This window comes from Mycobacterium paraseoulense, from assembly GCF_010731655.1.
Classification (GTDB): domain Bacteria; phylum Actinomycetota; class Actinomycetes; order Mycobacteriales; family Mycobacteriaceae; genus Mycobacterium; species Mycobacterium paraseoulense.
The window spans coordinates 2,646,360-2,669,904 of record NZ_AP022619.1 but is presented as its reverse complement, the minus strand read 5'-3'; the positions used below and the strand labels follow the sequence as shown (position 1 = coordinate 2,669,904).

The window sequence follows — 23,545 nt, the reverse complement described above, 5'->3', positions numbered from 1 at the left end:
GGCCCGCGACGAGCCAGCGGCTTTGCCGTCTGTTGACGCGGTATTGCGCACCGCCCCGCGCTACATTCGAGGGGTAGGCGCAACGAAAGGACCCGGTCATGGCCGATCGAGGACATGTCTTCCGACGCGCGTTCTCCTGGCTTCCCGCTCAGTTCGCCTCCCAGAGCGATGCGCCCGTCGGCGCGCCGCGCCAGTTCGGCTCCACCGAGCACCTTTCCGTCGAGGCCATCGCGGCCTTCGTCGACGGTGAGCTGCGCATGAACGCGCACCTGAGGGCGGCGCATCACCTGTCGCTGTGCCCGCAGTGCGCGGCCGAGGTCGACGATCAGAGCCGGGCCCGGGCGGCGCTGCGCGACTCGCACCCGATTCGTATCCCGAGCACGCTGCTCGGGATGCTCGCCGAGATTCCTTACGATTCGCCCGACGACGCGACCGCCCGGGCGGACCGATTTGCTGACCGCGATGCCCGTGAGCAGCGCAAGCGTCCGTAGCTCGGCACCTTCTCGTCGAACCCCCCGTGGCTGATCCGGCCGAATTTTGCGCACCCCGCCCGTGCGCTCATGGGCGAGGTGCGCCGAACCGTGGATACTAGGGTGGACGCAACCACTCCGGTGTCGCATCTATCGCCCGGCGAAGGGCCCGTCTCGAGCGCTCAAGAAGAGGATCCAAAGGGGTAACGTGACCTCCGATCAAGGCTTCGACCAGAAGCAGGACAGCGGCAAGAACCGCGGCAACCGCTTAGCGCCGCGTCCCATCTCGCGTCCGCCGGTCGATCCCGCGTCGCGTCAACTCTTCCGCCGCCCCGACGGGCTGCGCGGGTCCTTCGTCGCCGATCGTGTCCGCCCGCAGAAGTATCGGGACCAGGGGGAGTTCAGGCCGCACGATGAGCCGGCCGATCCCGTACTTCAGGAGGCGTTCAGCCGGCCGGTCGGCAGTCCCGACTCGCTGCAGCGCCACCCCGTCGACGCCGGCGCGCTGGCGGCCGAGAAGGACGGTGCCGAGCCGGAGGAACTGGACGATCCGTGGCGCGACCCGTCGGCGGCGGCCGCGCTGGGCACTCCGGCGGTTGCCCCGTCGGGGCCGCGGGTGCCGCAGGGCTACGGCGGCAAGCTCGGTGTGCGCGATGTGCTCTTCGGCGGCAAGGTGTCCTACCTGGCGCTGGCCGTCTTGCTGCTGATCGCGCTGCTCATCGGCGTGATCGGCGGGGTGGTCGGCCGCAAAACGGCCGAAGTCGCCGAGGCGTTCACCACCTCGAAGGTGACGCTGTCGACCAACGGCAACGCTGAAATCCCGGCGGGCCGCTTCGCCAAGGTGGCGGCCGCGACCGCCAACGCGGTGGTGACCATCGAATCCAAGAGCGACCAGGAGGGCATGCAGGGGTCCGGCGTGGTGGTCGACGGCCGGGGCTACATCATCACCAACAATCACGTGATCTCGGAAGCGGCCAACAACCCCAGCCAGTTCAAGACCACCGTGGTGTTCAACGACGGCAAGGAAGTCCCCGCCAATCTGGTCGGCCGCGACCCCAAGACCGACCTGGCCGTGCTCAAGGTCGACAACGTCGACAACTTGAGCGTCGCCCGGTTCGGCGACTCGGACAAGGTGCGCGTTGGCGACGAGGTGCTCGCGGCGGGCGCGCCGCTGGGCCTTCGCAGCACCGTCACGCACGGCATCATCAGCGCGCTGCACCGGCCCGTCCCGCTCTCCGGGGAAGGCTCGGACACCGACACCGTCATCGACGCTCTGCAGACCGACGCGTCGATCAACCACGGCAACTCCGGTGGCCCCTTGATCGATATGGATTCGCAGGTGATCGGCATCAACACGGCGGGTAAGTCGTTGTCCGACAGCGCCAGTGGGCTCGGCTTCGCGATCCCGATCAACGAGGCGAAGCAAGTCGCGCAGACGCTGATCAAGGACGGCAAGATCGTGCACCCGACCCTGGGGATCAGCACCCGGTCGGTGAGCAACGCCATCGCCTCCGGGGCCCAGGTCGCCAACGTGAAGGCGGGAAGCCCCGCGCAAAAGGGCGGAATCCTGGAGAACGACGTCATCGTCAAGGTCGGCAACCGCACGGTTGCCGACGCCGACGAGTTCGTCGTCGCCGTGCGCCTACTGACCATCGGCCAGGATGCCCCGATCGAGGTGGTCCGCGACGGCCGGCACGTCACCCTGACCGTCAAGCCCGATCCCGACGGCAGCTAGATGTTCGGCAGCCTGAGCTGGGAACACATCCTGGTCCTTGTCGTGGTCGGGCTGGTGGTGCTCGGCCCCGAGCGGCTTCCCGGTGCCATCCGCTGGACGTCGGACGCGCTGCGGCAGGCGCGTGATTACCTCAGCGGGGTGACCACGCAGCTGCGCGAAGACCTCGGGCCCGAGTTCGACGACCTGCGCGTTCCGCTCAGCGAACTGCAGCGACTGCGGGGGATGACGCCGCGCGCCGCCCTGACCAAGCACCTGCTCGACGGCGACGATTCCTTCCTCACCGGGAACTTCGACCGGCCGGCCAACGGCGCTGCGGCCACGCCTTCGGAGCCGTCGCCGCCGCAACTGGGCGTACCGCCTGCGGGCGGGCGCCCCGGCCCCGCGCCGTTCGACGCCGACGCGACCTAGCGTGGCGATCGCAAGCGCGGCGAAGCCGGGCGAAGCGGGTCGCCACCATCAGGCCTCGCGTGGCGATCGCAAGCGCGGCGAAGCCGGGCGAAGCGGGTCGCCACCATCAGGCCTAGCGTCGCGTCGGATCGAGCCCGAGTGAGACGCCCGCCAATCCGCGCTGCCGCGATGACAAGGTGTCGGCCACGCTGCGCAATTCCTTGCCCGCGGGCGAGTCGGGGGCGCTGAGCACAATCGGGGTGCCGGAATCGCCGGCGGCCACCAGCGCGGGGTCCAACGGAATCTGGCCCAGCAGCGGCACGTCCGCACCGACCGCGCGGGACAGGCGTTCGGCCACCTGCCGGCCGCCGCCCTCGCCGAACACCTGCATCGTCGAGCCGTCGGGGAGGGTCAGACCCGACATGTTCTCCACCACCCCGGCGATGCGCTGCCGGGTTTGCATCGCGATGCTGCCCGCCCGCTCGGCGACCTCGGCCGCGGCCAGCTGCGGAGTCGTCACCACCAAGATCTCGGCGCTGGGGATCAGCTGAGCCACCGAGATCGCGATGTCGCCGGTGCCCGGCGGCAGATCCAGCAACAGCACGTCCAGATCACCCCAGTAGACGTCGGCCAAGAATTGCTGCAGCGCCCGGTGCAGCATCGGCCCGCGCCACACCACCGGCGTGTTGCCCTCGGTGAACTGGGCGATGGAGATGACCTTCACCTCATGCGCGATGGGCGGCAGGATCATCGACTCGACCTGCGTGGGGCGGTCGGTGGTGCCCATCATCCGCGGGATGGAGTGGCCGTGGATATCGGCGTCGAGCACGCCGACCGACAGGCCGCGGGCCGCCATCGCGGCGGCCAGGTTGACGGTGACGGTGGACTTCCCCACCCCGCCCTTGCCGGAGGCGACCGCATAGACCCGCGTCAGCGAGTTCGGCTGGGCGAAAGGGATGACCGGTTCGCGGGCATCGCCGCGCAACTGCTTGCGCAGTTCGGTGCGCTGCTCGTCGTTCATCACGTCCAGGGTGACTTTCACGGCCCCGGTGCCCGGGACGTCGGAGACGGCCTGGGTGACCCGGTCGGTGATCTCGGTCTTCTTCGGGCAGGCGGCGGTGGTCAGATAGATCGCCACGTGCACGCCGCCGCCGGGCTCGGTGTCAATGCTCTTGACCATCCCGAGTTCGGTGATGGGGCGCCGTAGTTCGGGGTCGATCACCTTGCCCAGTGCGGTGCGGATTGCTGCGCTCAAGTCGGCAGTGTCATGAGGGGACATCACCGCCGAGTGTAGGCGCGAGCGAGATGGCAGCGCTTGGGGGCGACCCGGGATCAGCGCCGGGCCGGTCAGCCGTTCGCCGGCCCGGCCGGTTTGGGTGCCGGCGACGCCTGGGCGGGTGCCGCCGGCGGCGCGGCCGCTTGCGGGTCCGGAGGTGGCGGCGGTGCCATCGGCGGCGCCCACGGCGGCGGGGCCAGCGGCGGCGCCCACGGCGGTGCGGCATTCGGCGGCGGGTTCTGGGGGCCGACGCAGATCACCGTGCAGCCGGGCAGCCGGGCCGGGGCCTGCTGGGGCGCGGGCGTCATCCACGGGAACATCGGCGGTGGACCGGCATTCTGCGGTTGGGTGAGGTCGATCAGCGGCATGCGCGCCAGCGGATCGTCCATCGGCAACCCGTTGACGTTCATCGGCAGGTTGGGGCCGAGTCCCTCGGGATGCTCCAAGTGCGCGTCGCCGAGCGGAGGCGGCGGACCCGTCATCGGAGGCAGATCGACGGGAACCACGCCGGTGGCGTATGCCGAGGCCCAGCCCAGCACGTTCTGGGCGTACGCCACTGAGTTGTTGTAGCGAAGGATCGCGGCCATCACTTGCGACGGGTCGCGGAGGTTGAGGCCGCCGCTGCACAGGTAGCGCGCCGCTGCCAGCGTGGCGTCGAAAAGGTTTTGGGGATCGGCAACACCATCGCCTTTGCCGTCGGAGGCGTACCGCGCCCAGGTGCCGGGCAAGAACTGCATCGGCCCCATCGCGCGGGCGTAGGTGGGGCGATTGCCGGTGCTGCTCTGCAGGATGATCTCGTTACCCGGCAACGTTCCGTCCAGCGCGGGGCCGTAAATCGGGACGACCGCAGTGCCGCGCGCGTCGACCGCGCCGCCGCCGGCATGGCCCGATTCGATGCGCCCGATCCCGGCCAGCAAGTTCCAGCTCACGCCGCAGTTCGGGGCGGCCACGGCCATCTTTTGCTCGGCACTGCGATAGGCCGCCAGTGCGATGCTCGGAATGCCAAGCGCACCAGGTGCATTCACGATCATTGCCGGCGGTGGCGCCGACAAGGCGGGCTCGGCGACGTGGAAGGCGACCGGGGAACGGTCGGCGGTGACGACGGCCGGTCCCGAGAGGTCGGGAACGGATGGGGAGACGGCGGCCACCGGGGCGATGTTGGCGTGCACCGGGGGCAGCTTCTCGGGAAGGGAGGGCGCCGCCCCGCTGACTGCTCCCGCGAAGACCAAGGGGGCGATGGTGGCTACGCCGAACGCACGCGAGCGTGTGACCTGAAGTGCTCTCAGCCGCTCCGCTGCGGCGGCCGGGCGTGCACCCCGGCTTCCCCCAATGCGCACTCGACCGTCCTAGGTGTGTGAGCTGGTCAACTGCTCTCTCAGCCGTGAACTAGATCACCATACATAACTCTTGTGACCAGAGTGGCGCAATGGTCGGAACAGGTTCTCAGCCCGATTTCTTAAGGTCGCGGTCCCCGCCGTCACCGCCCTGGACCGCGTCGGGGCCAGCGGAATCGGGCGAAAGATTCTCCAGCATGCTGCGCAGGTTTTCGAGTTCGTGACGCAGATATTCGCGGGTCACGACCTCGCCGACCGCGAGCCGCACCGCGGCGAGTTCGCGGGCCAGGAACTCGGTGTCCGCCTTCGTCTGGGCCGCCCGATGGCGATCCTGTTCCAGCGCGACCCGGTCCCGATTCTCCTGACGATTCTGGGCGAGCAGAATCAGCGGCGCCGCATAGGCGGCCTGCGTGGAGAACGCCAGGTTGAGCAAGATGAAGGGATACGGGTCCCAGCGCAGCCGCACCGCGAACAGGTTCAGCGCGATCCACGCCAGCACGAGGATCGTCTGCACCAGCAGATAGCGGCCGGTGCCGAAGAAGCGTGCGATGGATTCGGTGATCTGGCCGACGGCCTCGGGATCCAGGCGCGGCGAGTACCTGCGCGACGTCCGCGGGGTGTAGAGCCGACGCGGCGCCGACGACCTGCTCAACGCGATCCTCCCAGTTCTTCGAGCCAGCCCGTCGCGTCGAGCGCCTGTACGTCCACCCGCCAGTCGTGCGGCAACAGGTGATCGAGGAGATCGTCCACCGTCACCGCCCCCAACAAATGGTTCTGGTCGTCCAGCACCGGTCCGCACACCAGGTTGTAGGCGGCCAGGTAGCGGGTCACCGCAGCCAGCGGCGTCTCCGGCGTCAGGGTGAGCAGGTCGGTGTCGACGATCCCGCCGACAAGTTCCGCCGGCGGTTCGCGGAGCAGCCGCTGCAGCTGCACACAGCCCAGGTAGCGGCCGGTGGGTGTGGACGTGGGCGGGCGCGCCACGAACACCATGGACGACAGGGCGGGGGTGAGGTCGGGGTCGCGGACCCGGGCCAGCGCCTCGGCGACCGACGTGTCGGGCGTCAGCACCACCGGATCAGAGGTCATCAGGCCACCGGCGGTGTCGGGGGAATGTGCCAGCAGCCGCCGCACCGGGGCCGAATCATCGGGATCCATCCGGGTCAGCAGCATCTCGGCGTCCGTCGGGTTGAGCACGCCCAGCAGGTCGGCGGCATCGTCTGGATCCATCTCCTCGAGCACGTCGGCCGAGCGTTCGGTGCCCAGCTCGGAAAGCACGTCGGCCTGGTCCAGCTCGGGCAGCTCCTGCAAGACGTCGGCGAGCCGGTCGTCGTCGAGCGCTTTGAGCACCTCGTAGCGCCGCTTGGGTGGCAGGCCTCGGATGGCGTCGGCCACGTCGACCGCCTTCCAGCCCTCGAACTGGTCCAGCAGCCCCGCGACCGCCTGGCCCGGCAGGGCCAGCGCCGACGGGGTCAGGCCCTGCACGTGATGCCAGTCCACCACGTGCACGGGGCCGCGCCGGCCCAGCCGCCGTTGGCTGCGCACGGCGACGCGGCTCACCATCCAGTCGCGGGTGCGGGTCTGTTCGATACCCAGGTCGGTGACGACGACGTCGAGGCCGGCCAGCTCGGGCAGCGCGGGGTCGTTGACCCTGACCTGGGTGTCGAGCACCTGACCGATCGCCAGCACCTCACCCGGGCGCTGCTCGAAGTGGCGCAGGGAGACGCTGCCGGTGTTGAGCGTGACGGCCTCCGGCTCGATCGTGGCGACCCGGAGCATCGGGATGAAGACGCTGCGCCGCGTCGCCAGATCGACGACCAGTCCCAGGACGCGCGGTTGCTGACGCACGATGCTGATGCTGACCACGACGTCGCGGATCCGGCCGAAGGACTCGCCGAGCGGACCCAGCACCAACATCCGCGAGAGCCGGGCGATGTAGACCCTGTTGACCGATGCCATGGGAAAAGCCTAGGCAGCCGCCGCCGTGATGGCAGACGGCGGCGGGGTTTGCCGCCGTTAGGGGCTGATGCTAACGCGAGTGCATCGCGAACAGGACGACGATCGTGGTGACCACCAGGGTGGCGATGCCTATGACGATGCCGGCGATCGCGAGACCGTAGCCGTCTTGCTGGGTGCGCTTGATCTGGTTAACCGCGACCGCGCCGAGCACAATCGCCACAATCGAGCCCAGACAGCAGCAGAACACCCCGGTGAACGAACAGATGAGCGATGCGATCGCGAGCTTGTTCGTCCCCGGTTTCACCCCGCTCGGCAGCCCGTAGCCCCCGTAGTCCGGCGCGGGGTAGTAGCCGCCCGGGTAGGGCGGCGGCCCGTAGCCGCCGGCCGGCCCACCGAATTGCGGCTGCCCCTGCTGGTACGGCGGCGGGCCATAGCCGGCGGCCTGGTCGTACCCGGGCGGTGGCCCGTACCCGGGCGGGGGCGGGGTGTACGGGGCGGCATAACCGGGGTGGTACTCGGCCGGATAGCCCGGCGGCGGATACGCCGGCGGCGGGTAGTCGGGTGCCGGCGCCGATGCCGGCGGTTCCCACGGCGTCCCTGGCTGCTCGGGCGCCCCGCCGCCGGCCGGGGACGGTTTGGCCTGGTCATCGTTGGCGTGTTCGCCGAAGCCATCGCCGGGCGCTGTCATGGTTTTCAACCTAGCCGATGTGCGGGAGGTGGACGGGCCGCGAACCGCCCCCGGGTCAGCACTGGCGTCATCGGGGGGTTCGGCTTGTTTCCGCAGGTTGACGCGCGGTCGCTGGATAGGCTGGGAGGCCCCGAGATGTGACGTTGGCCCGGGCGGAGGAGAATGAGCAGCGATGACTAGTCCTTTCCAGCCCGGTCAAGTTCCCGGCGCGACGCCCCCGGGCGCGGCCGCCCGCCGGCATGGCGTCCCGGGGTTGCCGACGCCGCCCAAGGGCTGGCCGGTCGGGTCCTATCCCACCTACGCCGAGGCGCAGCGTGCCGTCGACTACCTCTCCGAACAGCAGTTCCCGGTTCAGCAGGTGATGATCGTCGGTGTCGACCTGATGCAGGTCGAACGGGTCACCGGCCGGCTGACGTGGCCCAAAGTGCTCGGTGGAGGCGTGCTCAGCGGGGCCTGGCTCGGGCTGTTCATCGGGTTGGTACTCGGCTTCTTCAGTCCGAGCCCGTGGGCCGCGCTGGCCACCGGCCTGGTCGCCGGCGTCTTCTTCGGCTTGATCACCTCCGCCGTGCCGTACGCGATGGCTCGCGGGACAAGGGATTTCAGTTCGACCATGCAGCTGGTGGCCGGCCGCTACGACGTGCTCTGCGATCCGCAGAATGCGGAGAAGGCACGGGATCTGTTGGCGCGCTTGGCGATTTGACGACGCGCGCGAGGGACTCGGTGGTGAACTGTCGCGTGCGCCTGCGCCGGGCGGGGGTCATCGCGTTGTCGGCGATGACCGTCGCCGCGGCGGTGTCGGCCTGCGGGTCCGTCGGCAACGGTGTGGTGATCACGTTCTTCACGCCGGCCACCGATTCGGTCACGTTCAACGTTGTCGCCCAGGAATGCACAAAGGCATTGGGAGGCCGGTTCGCCATCCGGCACGTGAGCCTGCCGAGGGGTCCCGGGGAACAGCGCGTGCAGCTGGCGCGGCGACTGAGCGCCCACGACCGCGGGCTGGACGTGATGGCGCTGGACGTGGTGTGGACCGCGGAGTTCGCCGAGGCGGGGTGGGCGCTCCCGCTATCCGACGACCCCGAGGGGCGGGCCGACGCCGACGCCACCGATGACACGCTGCCCGGCCCGGTGGCGACGGCCCGCTGGAAGCACCAGCTATATGCCGCGCCCGTCATCACGAATACGGAACTGCTTTGGTACCGACCCGATTTGGTGAGGCAACCGCCGCTGGACTGGGACGCGATGGTGGCCGAGGCCACCCGGTTGCACGCTGCTGGTCAGCCCGCCTGGATCGCGGTGCAGGCGAACGAGGGCGAGGGCCTGGTGGTGTGGTTCAACACACTGCTGGCGAGTGGCGGGGGTCAGGTGCTCTCCGAGGACGGCCGTCGGGTGACCTTGACCGACACGCCCGCGCACCGGGCCGCGACCGTCAACGCGCTGCGGATCCTCAAGTCGGTGGGCACCGCCCCTGGGGCGGACCCTTCGATCACCCGGACCGACGAAGGCACGGCGCGCCTGGCGGTCGAACAGGGCAGGGCCCCACTGGAAGTCAACTGGCCCTATGTGCTGGCCTCCATGTTGGAGAATGCGGTGAAGGGCGGTGTCCCGTTCCTGCCGCTGAACCGGAACCCGGCCCTGGCGGGCAGCATCAACGACGTGGGGACGTTCGTGCCGAGCGACGAACAATTCCGCATTGCCTACGACGCGAGCCAGAAGGTCTTCGCCTTCGCGCCGTATCCGGGTGTGGCGCCGGGCCGGCCGGCCAAGGTCACGATCGGCGGGCTGAATCTGGCCGTGGCCAGCACCACGCGCCACCGCGCGGAGGCGTTCGAAGCCGTGCGCTGCCTGCGCAGCCCGTCGAGCCAGAAGTACGTGTCGATGGAAGGTGGCCTGCCCGCGGTGCGGACGTCGTTGTACTCCGACCCGCAGTTCCAGACGAAGTATCCGATGTACACCGTGATTCGCCGGCAACTCACCGACGCCGCCGTGCGGCCGGCCACGCCGGTCTATCAGGCGTTGTCGCTGCGGCTCTCGGCGACGCTGAGCCCCATCACCGGCATCGACCCGGAGCGCACGGCCGACGAACTCGCCGCGGAGGCGCAGAAGGCCATCGACGGCAAAGGGTTGTTGCCGTGACCGCGATTGGCGTTGCGCCGCGCCCGCGTAGCCGAAACCGGCTGTCGGAACGGGGTCTTGCCTTCGCGCTCGTCGCGCCGGCGGCGATTCTGATGCTTGCCGTGACGGCCTACCCGATCGGCTATGCGGTGTGGCTGAGCCTGCAGCGCAACAACCTCGCCACCCCCAACGACACCGCGTTCGTCGGATTGAGCAACTACCAGACGATTCTGACCGACCGCTATTGGTGGACCGCGCTCGCCGTGACCCTCGGCATCACCGTGGTCTCGGTGGCGCTCGAGTTCGTATTGGGCCTGGCGCTGGCCTTGGTCATGCATCGCACCCTGATCGGAAAGGGCCTGGTGCGCACCGCGGTGCTCGTCCCGTACGGCATCGTCACCGTGGTCGCCTCGTACAGCTGGTACTACGCATGGACGCCGGGAACCGGCTACCTGGCCGACCTTTTACCGCACGGTGGGGCGCCGCTGACACAGCAGCTTCCATCTCTGGGCATCGTGGTCCTCGCCGAGGTCTGGAAGACGACGCCCTTCATGGCCCTGCTGCTGCTCGCCGGCTTGGCGCTGGTGCCCGAGGACCTGCTGAAGGCCGCCCAGGTGGACGGCGCGGGGCCGTGGCGCCGGCTGATCCGGGTCACCCTGCCGATCATCAAGCCGGCGGTGGTGGTGGCGTTGCTGTTCCGGACGCTGGACGCCTTCCGCATCTTCGACAACATCTACGTGCTGACCGACGGGGCGAACAACACCGACTCGGTGTCAATCCTGGGTTACGACAACTTGTTCAAGGGGTTCAACGTCGGGTTGGGCTCGGCGATCAGCGTGCTGATCTTCGGTTGTGCGGGCGTCATCGCGCTCGTCTACATCAAGGTGTTCGGCGCGGCGGCGCCCGGAGGTGACGTCGATGGCCGCTGAAGCGCTGGGCGCGCGGCGCGCCGCCGCCTGGGCCGTGATCGACACGGTGGTGGTGGTGTACGCACTTCTTCCGGTGTTGTGGATCCTCAGCCTCTCGCTCAAACCGTCGTCAACGGTCAAGGACGGCAAGCTGATTCCGTCATCGGTATCCTTCGAGAACTATCGCGGCATCTTCCGCGGCGACCTGTTCAGCTCGGCACTGGTCAACTCGATCGGCATAGGGTTGATCACCACCGCGATCGCGGTGGTGCTCGGCGCGATGGCGGCCTACGCGATCGCGCGGCTGAGCTTTCCCGGCAAGCGGGTGATGATCGGCGCCACCCTGCTGGTCACCATGTTCCCCGCGATCTCGCTGGTCACCCCCCTGTTCAACATCGAACGCTTCGTCGGCCTGTTCGACACCTGGCCGGGACTGATCCTGCCCTACATCACATTCGCTCTGCCGCTTGCCATCTATACGCTGTCGGCGTTTTTCCGGGAGATTCCCTGGGATCTGGAGAAGGCCGCCAAAATGGACGGCGCCACACCCGCGCAGGCGTTCCGCAAAGTGATCGTCCCGCTGGCCGCGCCGGGGGTGGTGACAGCGGCCATCCTGGTGTTCATCTTCGCCTGGAATGACCTGCTGCTGGCGCTCTCGCTGACCGCCACCAAGGCCGCGATCACCGCGCCGGTGGCCATCGCGAACTTCGGTGGCAGTTCACAATTCGAGGAGCCCACCGGATCGATCGCGGCCGGTGCCGTCGTGATCACGGTCCCGATCATCGGTTTTGTTTTAATCTTCCAACGACGAATCATCGCCGGGTTGACCTCTGGCGCGGTGAAGGGATAGCGCGATGGCCGAGATTGTGCTGGACCATGTCAGCAAGAGCTTCCCGGACGGCGCCACGGCGGTGCGGGACCTCAGCATCACCATCGCCGACGGCGAATTCCTGATTCTGGTCGGTCCTTCGGGCTGCGGCAAGACGACGACACTGAACATGATTGCCGGCCTTGAGGACATCTCGTCGGGGGAGCTGCGCATCGGCGGCGAGCGGGTGAACGAGAAGGCGCCCAAGGACCGCGACATCGCGATGGTCTTCCAGTCCTACGCGCTGTACCCGCACATGACCGTGCGGCAGAACATCGCGTTCCCACTGACGCTGGCGAAGATGAAGAAGGCGGAGATCGCCCAGAAGGTGGAGGAGACCGCCAAAACCCTTGACCTGACCGAACTGCTCGACCGCAAGCCCTCCCAGTTGTCGGGCGGCCAGCGGCAGCGCGTCGCGATGGGCCGGGCGATCGTGCGCCACCCCAAGGCCTTCCTGATGGACGAACCGCTGTCCAACCTGGACGCCAAGCTCCGCGTCCAGATGCGCGGCGAGATCGCCCGCCTGCAGAAGAGGTTGGGCACCACGACCGTCTACGTCACCCACGACCAGACCGAGGCGATGACGCTGGGCGACCGGGTGGTGGTGATGCACGGTGGGGTCGCGCAGCAGATCGGTACCCCGGACGAGCTCTACGAGCATCCGGCCAACCTGTTCGTCGCGGGGTTCATCGGCTCGCCGGCCATGAACTTCTTCCCGGCCACGATGACGGCCGTCGGGCTGACCCTGCCGTTCGGGGAAGTGATGCTCTCACCGGAAGTTCAACAGACGATCGCGCAGCACCCGGTGCCGGAGAACGTCATCGTGGGGGTGCGGCCCGAGCACCTGCAGGACGCCGCGCTGATCGACGCGTACCAGCGCATCCGGGCGCTGACCTTCGAGGTGAAGGTCGACCTGGTCGAGTCACTGGGCGCCGACAAATTCGTGTATTTCTCCACCGCCGGGTGGGCGGCGCGCTCGGCCCAGCTGGACGAGCTTGCCGCTGAGGCCGACGCGCACGAAAACCAGTTCGTGGCAAGGGTTCCCGCGGAATCCAAAGCGGCGATCGGGCAGCCCGTCGAGCTGGCCTTCGACACCACGAAGCTCGCGGTATTCGACGCCCGTTCCGGCGCGAACCTGACGGCGTCTGCGGAGCGGTGACCCCGATCCTGGATCAGGTGCGCGCGCACCTGCACCGCCACTTCGCCGGCGTCCAGAGCGATTCGGCGAGCGTCACCTTCCTGGGCACCGAACCCATCGAGGTGCTGCGTCTCCGCGGGAGCGACGGGTTGGTGCATTACGTGTCACTGGGATGTTCGCGGTATCCGATGACCGACCCGGCGCAGATCATCGATGACCAGACGCGCGGCCCGCGCGCCGAAGTGGTGCTGCGCCTGCGCGATCCGGGGCCGGTCACCGGTATCGCCCGCAGCCTCGCGGTGCTGGCGGCGACGCCGGCCGTCGAGGGTCTGGTGCTGACCGCCGACGCGTTGGTCGACCTCGGCTCCCCACTGTGGGCGCGGCCCAGTGCACGGGTGCCGTTCACCGCGGTGTTGTTGGGCCCCAGCGACATCGACGATCTGCCGCTGGAACCGCCGCGTGACCCGGTGCGGTTCCTGTTGGCCACGCCCATCACCGCGACCGAAGCGGCCTGGGTGCGGTTGAAAGGCGCCGAAGCCATGCGGCAGGCGTGGCAGAACGACGGCGTCGACGTGCTGAACCCCAATCGTCCCGCCGCACAACCCGATTGACCGATGGACCGCCGCGCTAGAGCCAATTGTTGCGCCGGAACTGGAAATACAGCACCAGGCAGGTCAGCGTCATCGCAGCCATGACCCCCGGGTATCCCCACGTCCAGTTCAACTCGGGCATGAAATGGAAGTTCATGCCGTAGATGGCGGCGACCATGGTGGGCACCGCCAAAATACCGGCCCAGGCCGCCATCTTGCGCATGTCGTTGTTCTGCTGCATCCCGACCCGGGCCAGTGCCGCCTGGATCAGCGAATTAAGCATGTCGTCGTAGCTGGCGATGTGGTCGGCGGCCTCGGAATGGTGGTCGGCGAGGTCCCGCAGGTAACGCCGCACCTCCTTGGCGATGAGGTCCTTGTTCTCCACCTGGATTCGGTGGAACGCGCCGGATAACGGGTTGACGCACCGGCGAAGTTCGACGACCTCACGCTTGAGCAGGTAGATGGGTTCGACGTCGATCTTGCGGCCCGGCGCGAACGCCACCTCCTCGATGGTGTCGATGTCCGATTCGATGAGATGACTGACCGCGAGGTAGTGGTTCACCACCTCGTGCGCGATGGCGTGCATCACCGCGTACGGACCCAGCCGCAGTTGCTCGGGATCGGCCTCCATCCGCTTGCGCACCTCCGACAGCCCTCCGTGTTCGCCGTGTCGGACGGTGACGACGAAGTCTTTCCCGACGAAGACCATGACCTCGCCGGTTTCGACGATCTGGCGTGCTTGGTCCACCGATTCGTGGGGGACGTAGTTGACCGTCTTCAGCACCAGGAACAGGGTCTCGTCATAGCGCTCCAGTTTCGGCCGCTGGTGTGCGCACACGGCGTCCTCGACGGCCAGGGGGTGCATCCCGAAAAGGTCCGCGACTTCCTGCATCTCGGTGTGGTCGGGTTCGCGCAGGCCGACCCACACGAACGCCTCGTGGCCGAGCATTTCGATCTGGTGCACCTTTTCGCGCGCCGCGGCGTAGCTGAATGTCCCGGGCAGCCTGTGACCTTCGGTGTAGACAGCGCAGTCGACCAACGTGTCGTTGGGGGCCTGCGGTTGGGGAATTGGAGGCGTCGCACGAGGCTCGTGCGCGAGGGGACGAAGCGCTTCCGGCAAGGCGTCGAAACCCTGGAACACATGCACCTCCGATCGCTGCGCAGGTCTGACCGGCGGTGCTCCATGCTACGCGTCCCGGCTGTCCGAAGCGCCACGATCCGGCCGCGTGGGACGAGCCCGGCCCATGGACCGGAGGTTGGCCGCCGGGGACGGTGCGCTAGTTTCGAGCCGAGACCGAATCTGCATGACCATCTCCACAAGGAGTAATTCGACGTGAGCGCAAGTCCACTCAAGGTTGCCGTCACCGGTGCCGCCGGCCAGATCGGCTACAGCCTGTTGTTCCGCCTGGCGAGCGGTGCGCTGCTGGGCCCCGACCGCCCGATCGAGCTGCGTCTGCTCGAGATCGAGCCGGCGCTCAAGGCGCTCGAGGGCGTCGTGATGGAACTCGACGACTGCGCGTTCCCGCTGCTGTCGGGCGTTGAAATCGGCGCGGACCCCAACAAGATCTTCGACGGTGTGAACCTGGCACTGCTTGTGGGCGCCCGCCCGCGCGGCCCGGGCATGGAGCGCAGCGACCTGCTGGAAGCCAACGGCGCGATCTTCACCGCGCAGGGCAAGGCCCTGAACTCGGTGGCCGCCGACGACGTCCGCATCGGCGTGACCGGCAACCCGGCCAACACCAACGCGCTGATCGCGCTGAGCAACGCCCCCGACATCCCGAAGGAGCGGTTCTCGGCGCTGACCCGTCTGGACCACAACCGGGCCATCTCGCAGCTGGCCAAGAAGACCGGCGCCAAGGTCACCGACATCAAGAAGATGACCATCTGGGGCAACCACTCGGCCACCCAATACCCCGACATCTTCCACGCCGAGATCGGCGGCAAGAACGCCGCCGAGGTGGTCAACGACCAGAACTGGATCGAGAACGACTTCATCCCGACCGTCGCCAAGCGCGGTGCGGCGATCATCGACGCGCGCGGCGCATCCTCGGCCGCCTCCGCCGCGTCGGCGACCATCGACGCCGCCCGATCCTGGCTGCTGGGCAGCCCGGAGGGCGACTGGGTTTCCATGGCGGTCTTCTCCGACGGCTCGTACGGCGTGCCGGAGGGAATCGTGTCGTCGTTCCCGGTGACCACCAAGGACGGTGACTGGTCGATCGTCCAGGGTCTCGAGGTCGATGACTTCTCGCGCGGCCGGATCGACAAGACGACCGCCGAGCTGGTCGACGAGCGCAAGGCGGTCACCGAGCTCGGCCTCATCTGATCTACCGGGCGGCACTGAGACGCACGTCACCAATTAGGCCTACTAATGGGTAGTCAGTACCCTGAAGCGCGTGTCCGAATTGGTTGAATCGATACAGACGCTCGCGGAACACAGCGCGATCACCGACGCGGAGATCTTCGAGGCACACGTAGGCGGCAAGCTTTCCGTAGGCCCGACGGCCCCGGTCGACACCCGGCGCGCCCTGTCGATCGCCTATACCCCGGGCGTGGCGCAGGTCAGCCGGGCGATCGCCGCCGATCCGACCCAGGCCGCCCGCTATACGTGGGCGAACCGGCTGGTCGCCGTCGTCAGCGACGGCAGCGCTGTGCTGGGCCTGGGTGACATCGGCCCCGCGGCCTCGCTGCCGGTGATGGAGGGCAAGTGCGCGCTGTTCCGGGCGTACGGCGGGCTGAACGCGATCCCGATCGTGCTGGACACCAAGGACCCCGACGAGATCGTCGAAACCCTGGTGCGTCTGCGCCCGACGTTCGGCGCCGTCAACCTCGAGGACATTTCCGCGCCCCGCTGTTTCGAGATCGAGCGCCGGGTCATCGAAGCGCTGGACTGCCCCGTGATGCACGACGACCAACACGGCACGGCGATCGTCGCACTGGCCGCGCTGATGGGTGCCACCAAGTTGCTCGGCCGGGACATGACGTCGCTGCGGGTGGTGGTTTCCGGCGCGGGCGCCGCGGGCGTGGCGTGCACGAATCTCCTTCTGGCGATGGGTGTTTCCGACATCACCGTGCTTGACTCGCGTGGGATTCTGCACGCCGGGCGCGACGACATGAACAGTGTGAAAAGCGTGTTGGCCCAGCGCACCAACCCGGACGGTCTCACGGGCAGCATGGCGGAGGCGCTGCGCGGCGCCGACCTGTTTCTCGGGGTATCGGGTGGCGTGGTGCCCGAGGAGATGATCGCGACGATGGCGCCCGATGGGATCGTTTTCGCGCTGTCCAATCCCGACCCGGAGATCCACCCTCAGGTCGCGGCCCGATATGCGGCGGTGGTGGCCACCGGCCGCAGCGACTTCCCGAACCAGATCAACAACGTGTTGGCCTTCCCCGGCGTGTTCCGTGGGGCGCTCGACGCCGGGGCGCGCCGGATCACCGAAAAGATGATGGTTGCCGCGGCCGAAGCGATCTTCTCGGTCGTCAGTGATGACCTGGCGTTCGACCGGATCGTGCCCAGCCCGCTGGACTTGCGCGTCGGGGACGCGGTCGCCACGGCGGTGGCCCTGGCCGCCGACCCCGCCGACATCGCGGGGTGAGAAACGGCTGTCTGGCGGCGTCGCTGCTCGCCGCCTTACTGATTGTGGCCGGCTGCGGCACCGACAGCGGCGACCACCGCGCCCGTCCGGAACTGGCGGTCGGCTCCGCGGCGGATCCCGAGTCGACGCTGCTGGCCGGTGTGTACGTGGCCGCCTTGCGCTCCTACGGTTTCGCGGCGCGCGCCGAGACCGCCGACGATCCGATGGCCCGCCTGGACTCGGGCGCGTTCACCGTCGTCCCGGCCTTGACCGGCCGCACGCTGCAGAGCCTGCAGCCCGGCGCGGTGGCGATGTCCGACGCGGAGGTGTACCGCGCGATGGTGGCCGCGCTCCCCGAGGGGGTCGCCGCGGGTGACTACACGACGGCCGCGGAAGACAAGCCCGTGCTGCTGGTGACGGGCTCGACGGCCAAGTCGTGGGGTGGCAGCGACGTGAGCGCGGACCTGAGCACGCTGCCCAAGCATTGCGCCGGCGTGGCCGTCGGCGCCGTCACCGGGCGTCCGGCCCCGTCGACGGTCGGTACGTGCCGGCTTCCCGTACCGCGCGAATTCCCGGACGAGACAACGATGTTCGCCGCGGTGCGGGCCGGGCAGCTGACGGCGGGGTGGACGAGCACCGCCGACCCCGGCCTGCCCGCCGACCTGGTCGCGCTGGCCGACGGCAAGCCTGCCCTGATCCGGGCCGAGAACGTGGTGCCGCTGTATCGGCGTAACGCGCTGAGCGATCGGCAACTGCTGGCGATCAACGAAGTCGCCGGAGTGCTGGACACCGCGGCCCTGGTCGACATGCGGCGGCAGGTGGCCGCTGGAGCCGATGCGCAGGCGGTGGCCGGCGGGTGGTTGGCGGAGCACCCGCTGGGCCGTTGAGCGTCTAGCGTTTCGGCAGCAACCGCGTCACTACGCCCTTCACCCGACTCATGACGGGCCCGCCCAGTAGCCGCTCGGGTTCCGAACCCGTCAGCCGCACCACCAGATCCATGGCCTTGACGTCGGGCCCGACCAGCACGCGAGCCTTGTTTCTGCGCACGCCCGCGACGATGACCTGGGCCGCCCGTTGCGGTGTGGTCTTGGCCTGTTGTTCCTCGAACAGTTCCGCCAGGCCATCCTGGTCGAGCCCGTCGGCGAAGATGGCGTTGCGGGCAAAGCCCGTCTTCACGCCGCCGGGGTGGACCGTCGTCACCCGCACCGGGTGGCCGGCCCGCACCATCTCCAGCCGCAGCGCCTCGGTGAAGCCCCGGACGGCGAACTTGGCCGACACGTACGCCGCCTGCCCGGGCGCCGAGAACAGGCCGAGCGCGCTCGAGATGTTGATGATGTGGCCGTCGCCGGAGGCGATCAGGTGCGGGAGGAACGCCTTGGTGCCGTTGACGACGCCCCAGTAGTCCACGTCCATCACCCGTTCGATGTCCTTGAATTGGCTGTCTTCGATGGACCCGACGAACGTGATGCCCGCGTTGTTGTAGACCTGGTTCACCTTGCCGAAGTGCTCGCGGACGGCGTCGGCGTAGGCCAGGAACTCCTCGCGCTCGGTGACGTCGAGGCGATCGGCTTTGACCGCTGCGCCGATGGCCTTCAGCTGGGCCTCGGTTTCCGCCAGCCCCGCGGTGTCCACGTCGCTGATCGCCAGTTTGGCACCCGCGCGGGCGAGTTCGAGGGCCAACGCCTGGCCGATTCCCGAACCCGCGCCGGTCACCACGGCAACCTTGCCGGCAAACCCATGCATGCGGTACTCCCTCGTGGCGGCGTGCTGCGCCAGGCTATCGGGTGCCGGCGAGCAACGCTATGAATTCCCTCACTGCTTGGGCATCAACCGGCCCATGACGGGCCCGAACAGCTGCTGATATCCGGGCCCCGTCAACCGCACCAAGGCGTCCAGCACCTTGGCGTCCGTGCCGACCAGCACCCGGGCCTTCTTCTTGCGCACCGCCTCCAGGATGATCTGCGCGGCTCGTTGGGGGCTGGTCTTGGCCAGCCGTTTGTCGAACAGGCTGGCCAGCTGGGCCTGGTCGAGCCCCTCGGCGGCGGTGGCGTTGCGGGCGATCGCGGTTTTGATGCCGCCGGGGTGCACCGTGGTCACCGCGACCGGGCGGCCGGTTGCGGCCATCTCCTGTCGCAGCGCCTCGGTGAAGCCCCGGACCGCGAACTTGGCCGAGTTGTAGGCCGCCTGCCCGGGCACGGCGAAAAGCCCGAACACGCTGGAGACGTTGATGACGTGCCCGTCGCCGGACGCGATGAGGTGGGGAAGGAACGCCTTGGTGCCGTTGACCACGCCCCAGAAGTCGACGTCCATCACCCGTTCGATGTCCTTGAACTGGCTGACCTCGACGTCGCCGGTGAAGGCGATGCCCGCGTTGTTGTAGACCTGGTTCACCTTGCCGAAGTGCTCGCGGACCGCGTCGGCGTAGGCCAGAAACGCCTCACGCTCGGTCACGTCGAGGCGGTCGGCCTTGACCTCGGCTCCGATCGCCTTCAGCTGGGCCTCGGTCTCGGCGAGGCCCTCGACGTCGACGTCGCTGATGGCAACCTTGGCGCCCGAGCGGGCCAGCTCGACGGCCAGCGCCCGCCCGATACCCGAACCCGCGCCCGTCACCACGGCGACCTTGCCGGCGAACCCTTGCATGAGCACCCTTCCTTGTCGGCCCCGTTTACGTCGAGGCTAGCCGGTACCGGGGGTCCCTGATATCGGCGGGTGGGGCAATGCGATCAGCGGAACGCCGTGTCGAGGATCTCCTGCTGCTCGACCGCGTGCACCTTCGACGAGCCGGACGACGGGGCGGACATGGCGCGGCGCGAGATCCGCTTGAGCCCGGTCAGCTTGTCGGGCAACAGCTCCGGCAGCTCTAGGCCGAACCGCGGCCACGCGCCCTGATTGGCCGGCTCCTCCTGTACCCAGAAGAACTCCTCGACGCTGGGGTAGCGGTCCAGCGTCTCGTTGAGCCGGCGCTTGGGCAGCGGGGCGAGTTGCTCGATGCGCACGATCGCGACGTCGTCGCGGTTGTCCTTGGCCTTGCGCGCGACCAGCTCGTAGTAGATCTTCCCGCTGGTCAGCAGGATCCGCCTGACCTTGCCGCGGTCCCCGATGCCGTCTTCGTAGGTCGGCTCTTCGAGCACCGAGCGGAACTTGATCTCGGTGAAGTCCCTGACGTCGCTGACGGCGGCCTTGTTGCGCAGCATCGACTTCGGCGTGAAGACGATCAGCGGCCGCTGCACGCCGTCGAGGGCGTGCCTGCGCAACAGGTGGAAATAGTTGGACGGCGTCGAGGGCATCGCGATCGTCATCGAACCCTCCGCCCACAGCTGCAGGAAGCGCTCGATGCGGCCCGAGGTGTGGTCGGGGCCCTGACCTTCGTGGCCGTGCGGCAGCAACAGCACCACGTTGGACAGCTGGCCCCACTTGGCCTCACCCGAGCTGATGAACTCGTCGATGATCGACTGGGCGCCGTTGACGAAGTCGCCGAACTGCGCCTCCCACAGCACCAGGGCGTCCGGATTGCCCACGGTGTAGCCGTATTCGAAACCGACGGCGGCGTACTCCGACAGCGGTGAGTCATACACCAGGAACTTGCCGCCGGTGGGGGTGCCGTCGGGGTTGGTCGCGAGCAGCTGCAGCGGGGTGAACTCTTCGCCGGTGTGGCGGTCGATGATCACCGAGTGCCGCTGGGAGAAGGTGCCACGCCGGGTGTCCTGGCCCGACAGCCGGACCAGTTTGCCCTCGGCGACCAGCGAACCCAGGGCCAGCAGCTCGCCGAAGGCCCAGTCGATCTTGCCTTCGTAGGCCATCTCCCGGCGCTTTTCCAGCACCGGCTGCACCCGCGGGTGCGCGGTGAAGCCCTCGGGCAGGGCGAGGAACGCGTCCCCGATCCGGGACAGCAACGCCTTGTCCACCGCCGTGGACAGGCCCGCGGGAAGCATCTGGTCGGCCTCGACCGATGCGCTGGGCTGCACGCCGTGCTTCTCCAGGTCCCGGACCTCGTTGAACACCCGCTCCAGCTGGCCCTGGTAGTCGCGCAGCGCGTCCTCGGCCTCCTTCAGGGAGATGTCGCCGCGGCCGATCAGGGCTTCGGTGTAGCTCTTGCGGACCCCGCGCTTGGTGTCCACGACGTCGTACATGGCGGGGTTGGTCATCGACGGGTCATCGCCTTCGTTGTGGCCACGCTTGCGGTAGCACAACATGTCGATGATGACGTCCTTCTTGAACTTCTGCCGGAAGTCCACGGCCAGCTGTGCCACCCATACGCACGCCTCCGGGTCGTCGCCGTTGACGTGGAAGATCGGCGCCCCGATCATCTTGGCGACGTCGGTGCAGTATTCGCTGGATCGCGAATACTCCGGCGCGGTAGTGAATCCGATCTGGTTGTTGACGATGATGTGGATGGTGCCGCCGACCCGGTAACCGGGTAGGTCCGCCATGTTCAGCGTCTCGGCGACGATGCCCTGGCCGGCGAACGCGGCGTCACCGTGCAGCATCATCGGCACCACCGAGAAGGCCTTCTCGTCGCCGTCGTCGTGGGCGCCGCGGTTGAGCAGGTCCTGCTTGGCCCGGACCAGGCCCTCGAGCACCGGGTCCACGGCTTCGAGGTGCGACGGGTTGGCGGTCAACGACACCTGAATGTCGTTGTCGCCGAACATCTGCAGGTAGACGCCGGTGGCGCCGAGGTGGTACTTGACGTCACCGGAGCCATGGGCCTGCGACGGATTGAGGTTGCCCTCGAACTCGCTGAAGATCTGCGAGTACGGCTTGCCGACGATGTTGGCCAGCACGTTGAGCCGCCCGCGGTGTGGCATCGCGATGACCACCTCGTCGAGGCCGTGCTCGGCGCACTGGTCGATGGCCGCGTCCATCATCGGGATCACGCTTTCCGCACCCTCGAGCGAAAAACGTTTTTGGCCAACGTATTTGGTCTGCAGGAAGGTCTCGAAGGCCTCGGCGGCATTCAGCTTGCTCAGGATGAACTTCTGCTCGGCCACCGTCGGCTTGACGTGTTTGGTCTCGACTCGCTGCTGCAGCCACTCCTGTTGCGTGGGCTCGAGGATGTGGGTGTATTCCACCCCGATGTGCCGGCAGTAGGCGTCGCGCAACAGGCCCAGCACGTCGCGCAGCTTCTTGTACTCGCAACCGGCGAAGCCGTTGACCTTGAACACCCGGTCGAGGTCCCACAGCGTCAGGCCGTGGTTGAGAATCTCGAGGTCGGGGTGGCTGCGGAACCGGCTGCCGTCCATCCGCAGCGGGTCGATGTCGGCCATCAGGTGGCCGCGGTTGCGGTAGGCCGCGATCAACTCCATCACCCGGGCGTTCTTGTCGACGATCGAGTCCGGGTTGTCGGTGCTCCACCGCACCGGCAGGTACGGGTTGCCCAGTTCGCGGAAGATGTCGTCCCAGAACGCGTCCGACAGCAGCATCTCGTGGATGGTGCGCAGGAAGTCGCCGGATTCCGCGCCCTGGATGATCCGGTGGTCGTACGTCGAGGTCAGCGTGATCAGCTTGCCGATCCCGAGCTCGGCGATGCGTTCCTCGCTGGCGCCCTGGAACTCGGCGGGGTACTCCATGGCGCCGACACCGATGATGGCGCCCTGGCCGCTCATCAGCCGCGGCACCGAGTGCACGGTGCCGATGGTGCCCGGGTTGGTCAGCGAAATCGTCACTCCCGCAAAGTCTTCGGCGGTCAGCTTGCCGTCCCTGGCCCGCCGGACGATGTCCTCGTACGCGGTGACGAACTGCGCGAACCGCATGGTTTCGCAGGCCTTGATGCCGGCCACCACCAGGGAACGCTTGCCGTCCTTGCCCTGTAGGTCGATGGCCAGGCCGAGGTTGGTGTGCGCCGGGGTGACCGCGGTCGGTTTGCCGTCGATCTCGGCGTAGTGCCGATTCATGTTCGGGAACTGCTTGATCGCCTGCACCAGTGCGTAGCCCAGCAGGTGGGTGAAGGAGATCTTGCCGCCGCGGGTGCGCTTGAGCTGGTTGTTGATGACGATCCGGTTGTCGATGAGCAGCTTGGCCGGTACGGCGCGGACGCTGGTGGCGGTCGGGACATCCAGCGAGGCGGACATGTTCTTGACGACGGCGGCCGCGGCGCCGCGCAGGGTTTGCAGCTCGTCGCCTTCGGCCGGTGGCGGAGTCGGGGCCTTGGGTCTGGCCGGGGCCGCCGTGGGGGCGCCGGCGGCGCCGTTGCCGGCGGCGGGCTGGGCGGGCGCCGCGGTCTGCGTGGGCGGCGGGGCGACCGGCGCGGGCGGCGCCTGCGGGGCGCTGGGCGCGGCCCGGCCATCACCGGTGCCCGCCGCGCTCGAGGGTGATTCGCCGGTCGGCTCGGGGTTGTAGTCGACCAGGAACTCATGCCAGCTCGGATCGACCGACGAGGGGTCGTCGCGGAACTTGCGGTACATCTCCTCGACCAGCCACTCGTTTTGCCCGAATGGTGAACTTATGTTGCTCACGACCGCCGTTCGCCTCAATTCCTCTGTCCTGCAAGCGCTTTAAGCAGCTGGTGCGCAGC

21 protein-coding genes are annotated in these 23,545 nt (G+C 68.3%); 12 read left to right on the top strand and 9 right to left on the bottom strand.

From position 1 onward, the window contains the following. Positions 1-98 precede the first annotated feature (98 nt). The 3 genes from rseA (at position 99) to tatB (ending at position 2,613) form a co-directional block, all read left to right on the top strand. Positions 99-491, top strand: a complete 393-nt coding sequence (rseA, locus tag G6N51_RS12210) for an anti-sigma E factor RseA (protein ID WP_083176538.1) — start codon at positions 99-101, stop codon at positions 489-491. Positions 492-678: 187 nt separating this feature from the next. Further along, positions 679-2,205, top strand: a complete 1,527-nt coding sequence (htrA, locus tag G6N51_RS12205) for a serine protease HtrA (protein ID WP_083176536.1) — start codon at positions 679-681, stop codon at positions 2,203-2,205. Continuing rightward, complete coding sequence (tatB, locus tag G6N51_RS12200; RefSeq protein ID WP_083176534.1) at positions 2,206-2,613, top strand: Sec-independent protein translocase protein TatB; 408 nt, start codon at positions 2,206-2,208, stop codon at positions 2,611-2,613. It abuts the gene before it with no gap. A gap of 112 nt (positions 2,614-2,725) precedes the next feature. On the opposite strand, the gene G6N51_RS12190 is transcribed toward tatB, so the two are convergent. From G6N51_RS12190 to G6N51_RS12170, 5 genes are all read right to left on the bottom strand, one after another. Continuing rightward, the gene (locus tag G6N51_RS12190) at positions 2,726-3,871 is read right to left on the bottom strand and encodes an Mrp/NBP35 family ATP-binding protein (protein WP_142275278.1); all 1,146 of its coding nucleotides are present in this window, start codon (positions 3,869-3,871) and stop codon (positions 2,726-2,728) included. A 68-nt stretch (positions 3,872-3,939) separates the two neighbouring features. Next, complete coding sequence (locus tag G6N51_RS12185; RefSeq protein ID WP_083176532.1) at positions 3,940-5,205, bottom strand: lytic transglycosylase domain-containing protein; 1,266 nt, start codon at positions 5,203-5,205, stop codon at positions 3,940-3,942. A gap of 106 nt (positions 5,206-5,311) precedes the next feature. After that, positions 5,312-5,854 (bottom strand): DUF1003 domain-containing protein, encoded by a 543-nt coding sequence (locus G6N51_RS12180; protein ID WP_083176530.1) that lies wholly within the window; start codon positions 5,852-5,854, stop codon positions 5,312-5,314. Then, positions 5,851-7,158 (bottom strand): magnesium transporter MgtE N-terminal domain-containing protein, encoded by a 1,308-nt coding sequence (locus G6N51_RS12175; protein ID WP_083176528.1) that lies wholly within the window; start codon positions 7,156-7,158, stop codon positions 5,851-5,853. The genes G6N51_RS12180 and G6N51_RS12175 overlap by 4 nt, the downstream gene beginning before the upstream one ends. A 70-nt stretch (positions 7,159-7,228) precedes the next feature. Beyond that, positions 7,229-7,846 carry a DUF4190 domain-containing protein gene (locus G6N51_RS12170; RefSeq protein WP_167528581.1) on the bottom strand — a complete coding sequence of 206 codons (618 nt, stop codon included), beginning with the start codon at positions 7,844-7,846 and terminating at the stop codon, positions 7,229-7,231. Positions 7,847-8,018: 172 nt separating this feature from the next. Here G6N51_RS12170 and G6N51_RS12165 point away from each other — a divergent pair, with 172 nt between their 5' ends. The 6 genes from G6N51_RS12165 to G6N51_RS12140 all read left to right on the top strand — a co-directional run bounded on the left by G6N51_RS12165 (position 8,019) and on the right by G6N51_RS12140 (position 13,483). Then, positions 8,019-8,546, top strand: coding sequence for a general stress protein (locus tag G6N51_RS12165; RefSeq protein WP_083174928.1), 528 nt, complete (start codon positions 8,019-8,021; stop codon positions 8,544-8,546). 74 nt (positions 8,547-8,620) lie between these two features. Next, positions 8,621-9,979 (top strand): extracellular solute-binding protein, encoded by a 1,359-nt coding sequence (locus G6N51_RS12160; protein WP_142275193.1) that lies wholly within the window; start codon positions 8,621-8,623, stop codon positions 9,977-9,979. Continuing rightward, a complete protein-coding gene (locus G6N51_RS12155) occupies positions 9,976-10,887 on the top strand; it encodes a carbohydrate ABC transporter permease (protein WP_142275189.1) in 912 nt (303 codons plus the stop codon). The genes G6N51_RS12160 and G6N51_RS12155 overlap by 4 nt, the downstream gene beginning before the upstream one ends. Before the next feature lie 4 nt (positions 10,888-10,891). Beyond that, complete coding sequence (locus tag G6N51_RS12150; protein WP_142275192.1) at positions 10,892-11,716, top strand: carbohydrate ABC transporter permease; 825 nt, start codon at positions 10,892-10,894, stop codon at positions 11,714-11,716. Positions 11,717-11,720: 4 nt separating this feature from the next. Next, complete coding sequence (locus G6N51_RS12145; protein WP_083174920.1) at positions 11,721-12,893, top strand: ABC transporter ATP-binding protein; 1,173 nt, start codon at positions 11,721-11,723, stop codon at positions 12,891-12,893. Further along, positions 12,890-13,483: a suppressor of fused domain protein gene (locus tag G6N51_RS12140; protein ID WP_083174917.1), complete on the top strand. Its 594-nt coding sequence runs from the start codon at positions 12,890-12,892 to the stop codon at positions 13,481-13,483. Before G6N51_RS12145 ends, G6N51_RS12140 begins: the two co-directional genes overlap by 4 nt. Positions 13,484-13,499: 16 nt before the next feature. On the opposite strand, the gene corA is transcribed toward G6N51_RS12140, so the two are convergent. Continuing rightward, positions 13,500-14,603 (bottom strand): magnesium/cobalt transporter CorA, encoded by a 1,104-nt coding sequence (gene corA / locus G6N51_RS12135; RefSeq protein WP_083174934.1) that lies wholly within the window; start codon positions 14,601-14,603, stop codon positions 13,500-13,502. A 192-nt stretch (positions 14,604-14,795) separates the two neighbouring features. Between corA and G6N51_RS12130 the strand changes: the two genes are divergently transcribed. From G6N51_RS12130 to G6N51_RS12120, 3 genes are all read left to right on the top strand, one after another. Next, positions 14,796-15,785, top strand: a complete 990-nt coding sequence (locus G6N51_RS12130; protein WP_083174914.1) for a malate dehydrogenase — start codon at positions 14,796-14,798, stop codon at positions 15,783-15,785. 70 nt (positions 15,786-15,855) lie between these two features. Then, positions 15,856-17,055: an NAD(P)-dependent malic enzyme gene (locus tag G6N51_RS12125; protein WP_083174912.1), complete on the top strand. Its 1,200-nt coding sequence runs from the start codon at positions 15,856-15,858 to the stop codon at positions 17,053-17,055. After that, positions 17,052-17,921 carry a glycine betaine ABC transporter substrate-binding protein gene (locus G6N51_RS12120; RefSeq protein ID WP_083174909.1) on the top strand — a complete coding sequence of 290 codons (870 nt, stop codon included), beginning with the start codon at positions 17,052-17,054 and terminating at the stop codon, positions 17,919-17,921. Before G6N51_RS12125 ends, G6N51_RS12120 begins: the two co-directional genes overlap by 4 nt. 4 nt (positions 17,922-17,925) lie before the next feature. Here G6N51_RS12120 and G6N51_RS12115 read toward each other — a convergent pair whose 3' ends face one another. From G6N51_RS12115 to G6N51_RS12105, 3 genes are all read right to left on the bottom strand, one after another. Continuing rightward, positions 17,926-18,777 carry an SDR family NAD(P)-dependent oxidoreductase gene (locus G6N51_RS12115; RefSeq protein ID WP_083174907.1) on the bottom strand — a complete coding sequence of 284 codons (852 nt, stop codon included), beginning with the start codon at positions 18,775-18,777 and terminating at the stop codon, positions 17,926-17,928. Positions 18,778-18,846: 69 nt separating this feature from the next. Continuing rightward, positions 18,847-19,674 carry an SDR family NAD(P)-dependent oxidoreductase gene (locus G6N51_RS12110; RefSeq protein ID WP_083174905.1) on the bottom strand — a complete coding sequence of 276 codons (828 nt, stop codon included), beginning with the start codon at positions 19,672-19,674 and terminating at the stop codon, positions 18,847-18,849. 83 nt (positions 19,675-19,757) lie between these two features. Then, positions 19,758-23,486 (bottom strand): multifunctional oxoglutarate decarboxylase/oxoglutarate dehydrogenase thiamine pyrophosphate-binding subunit/dihydrolipoyllysine-residue succinyltransferase subunit, encoded by a 3,729-nt coding sequence (locus tag G6N51_RS12105; RefSeq protein WP_083174902.1) that lies wholly within the window; start codon positions 23,484-23,486, stop codon positions 19,758-19,760. Positions 23,487-23,545: the final 59 nt, after the last annotated feature.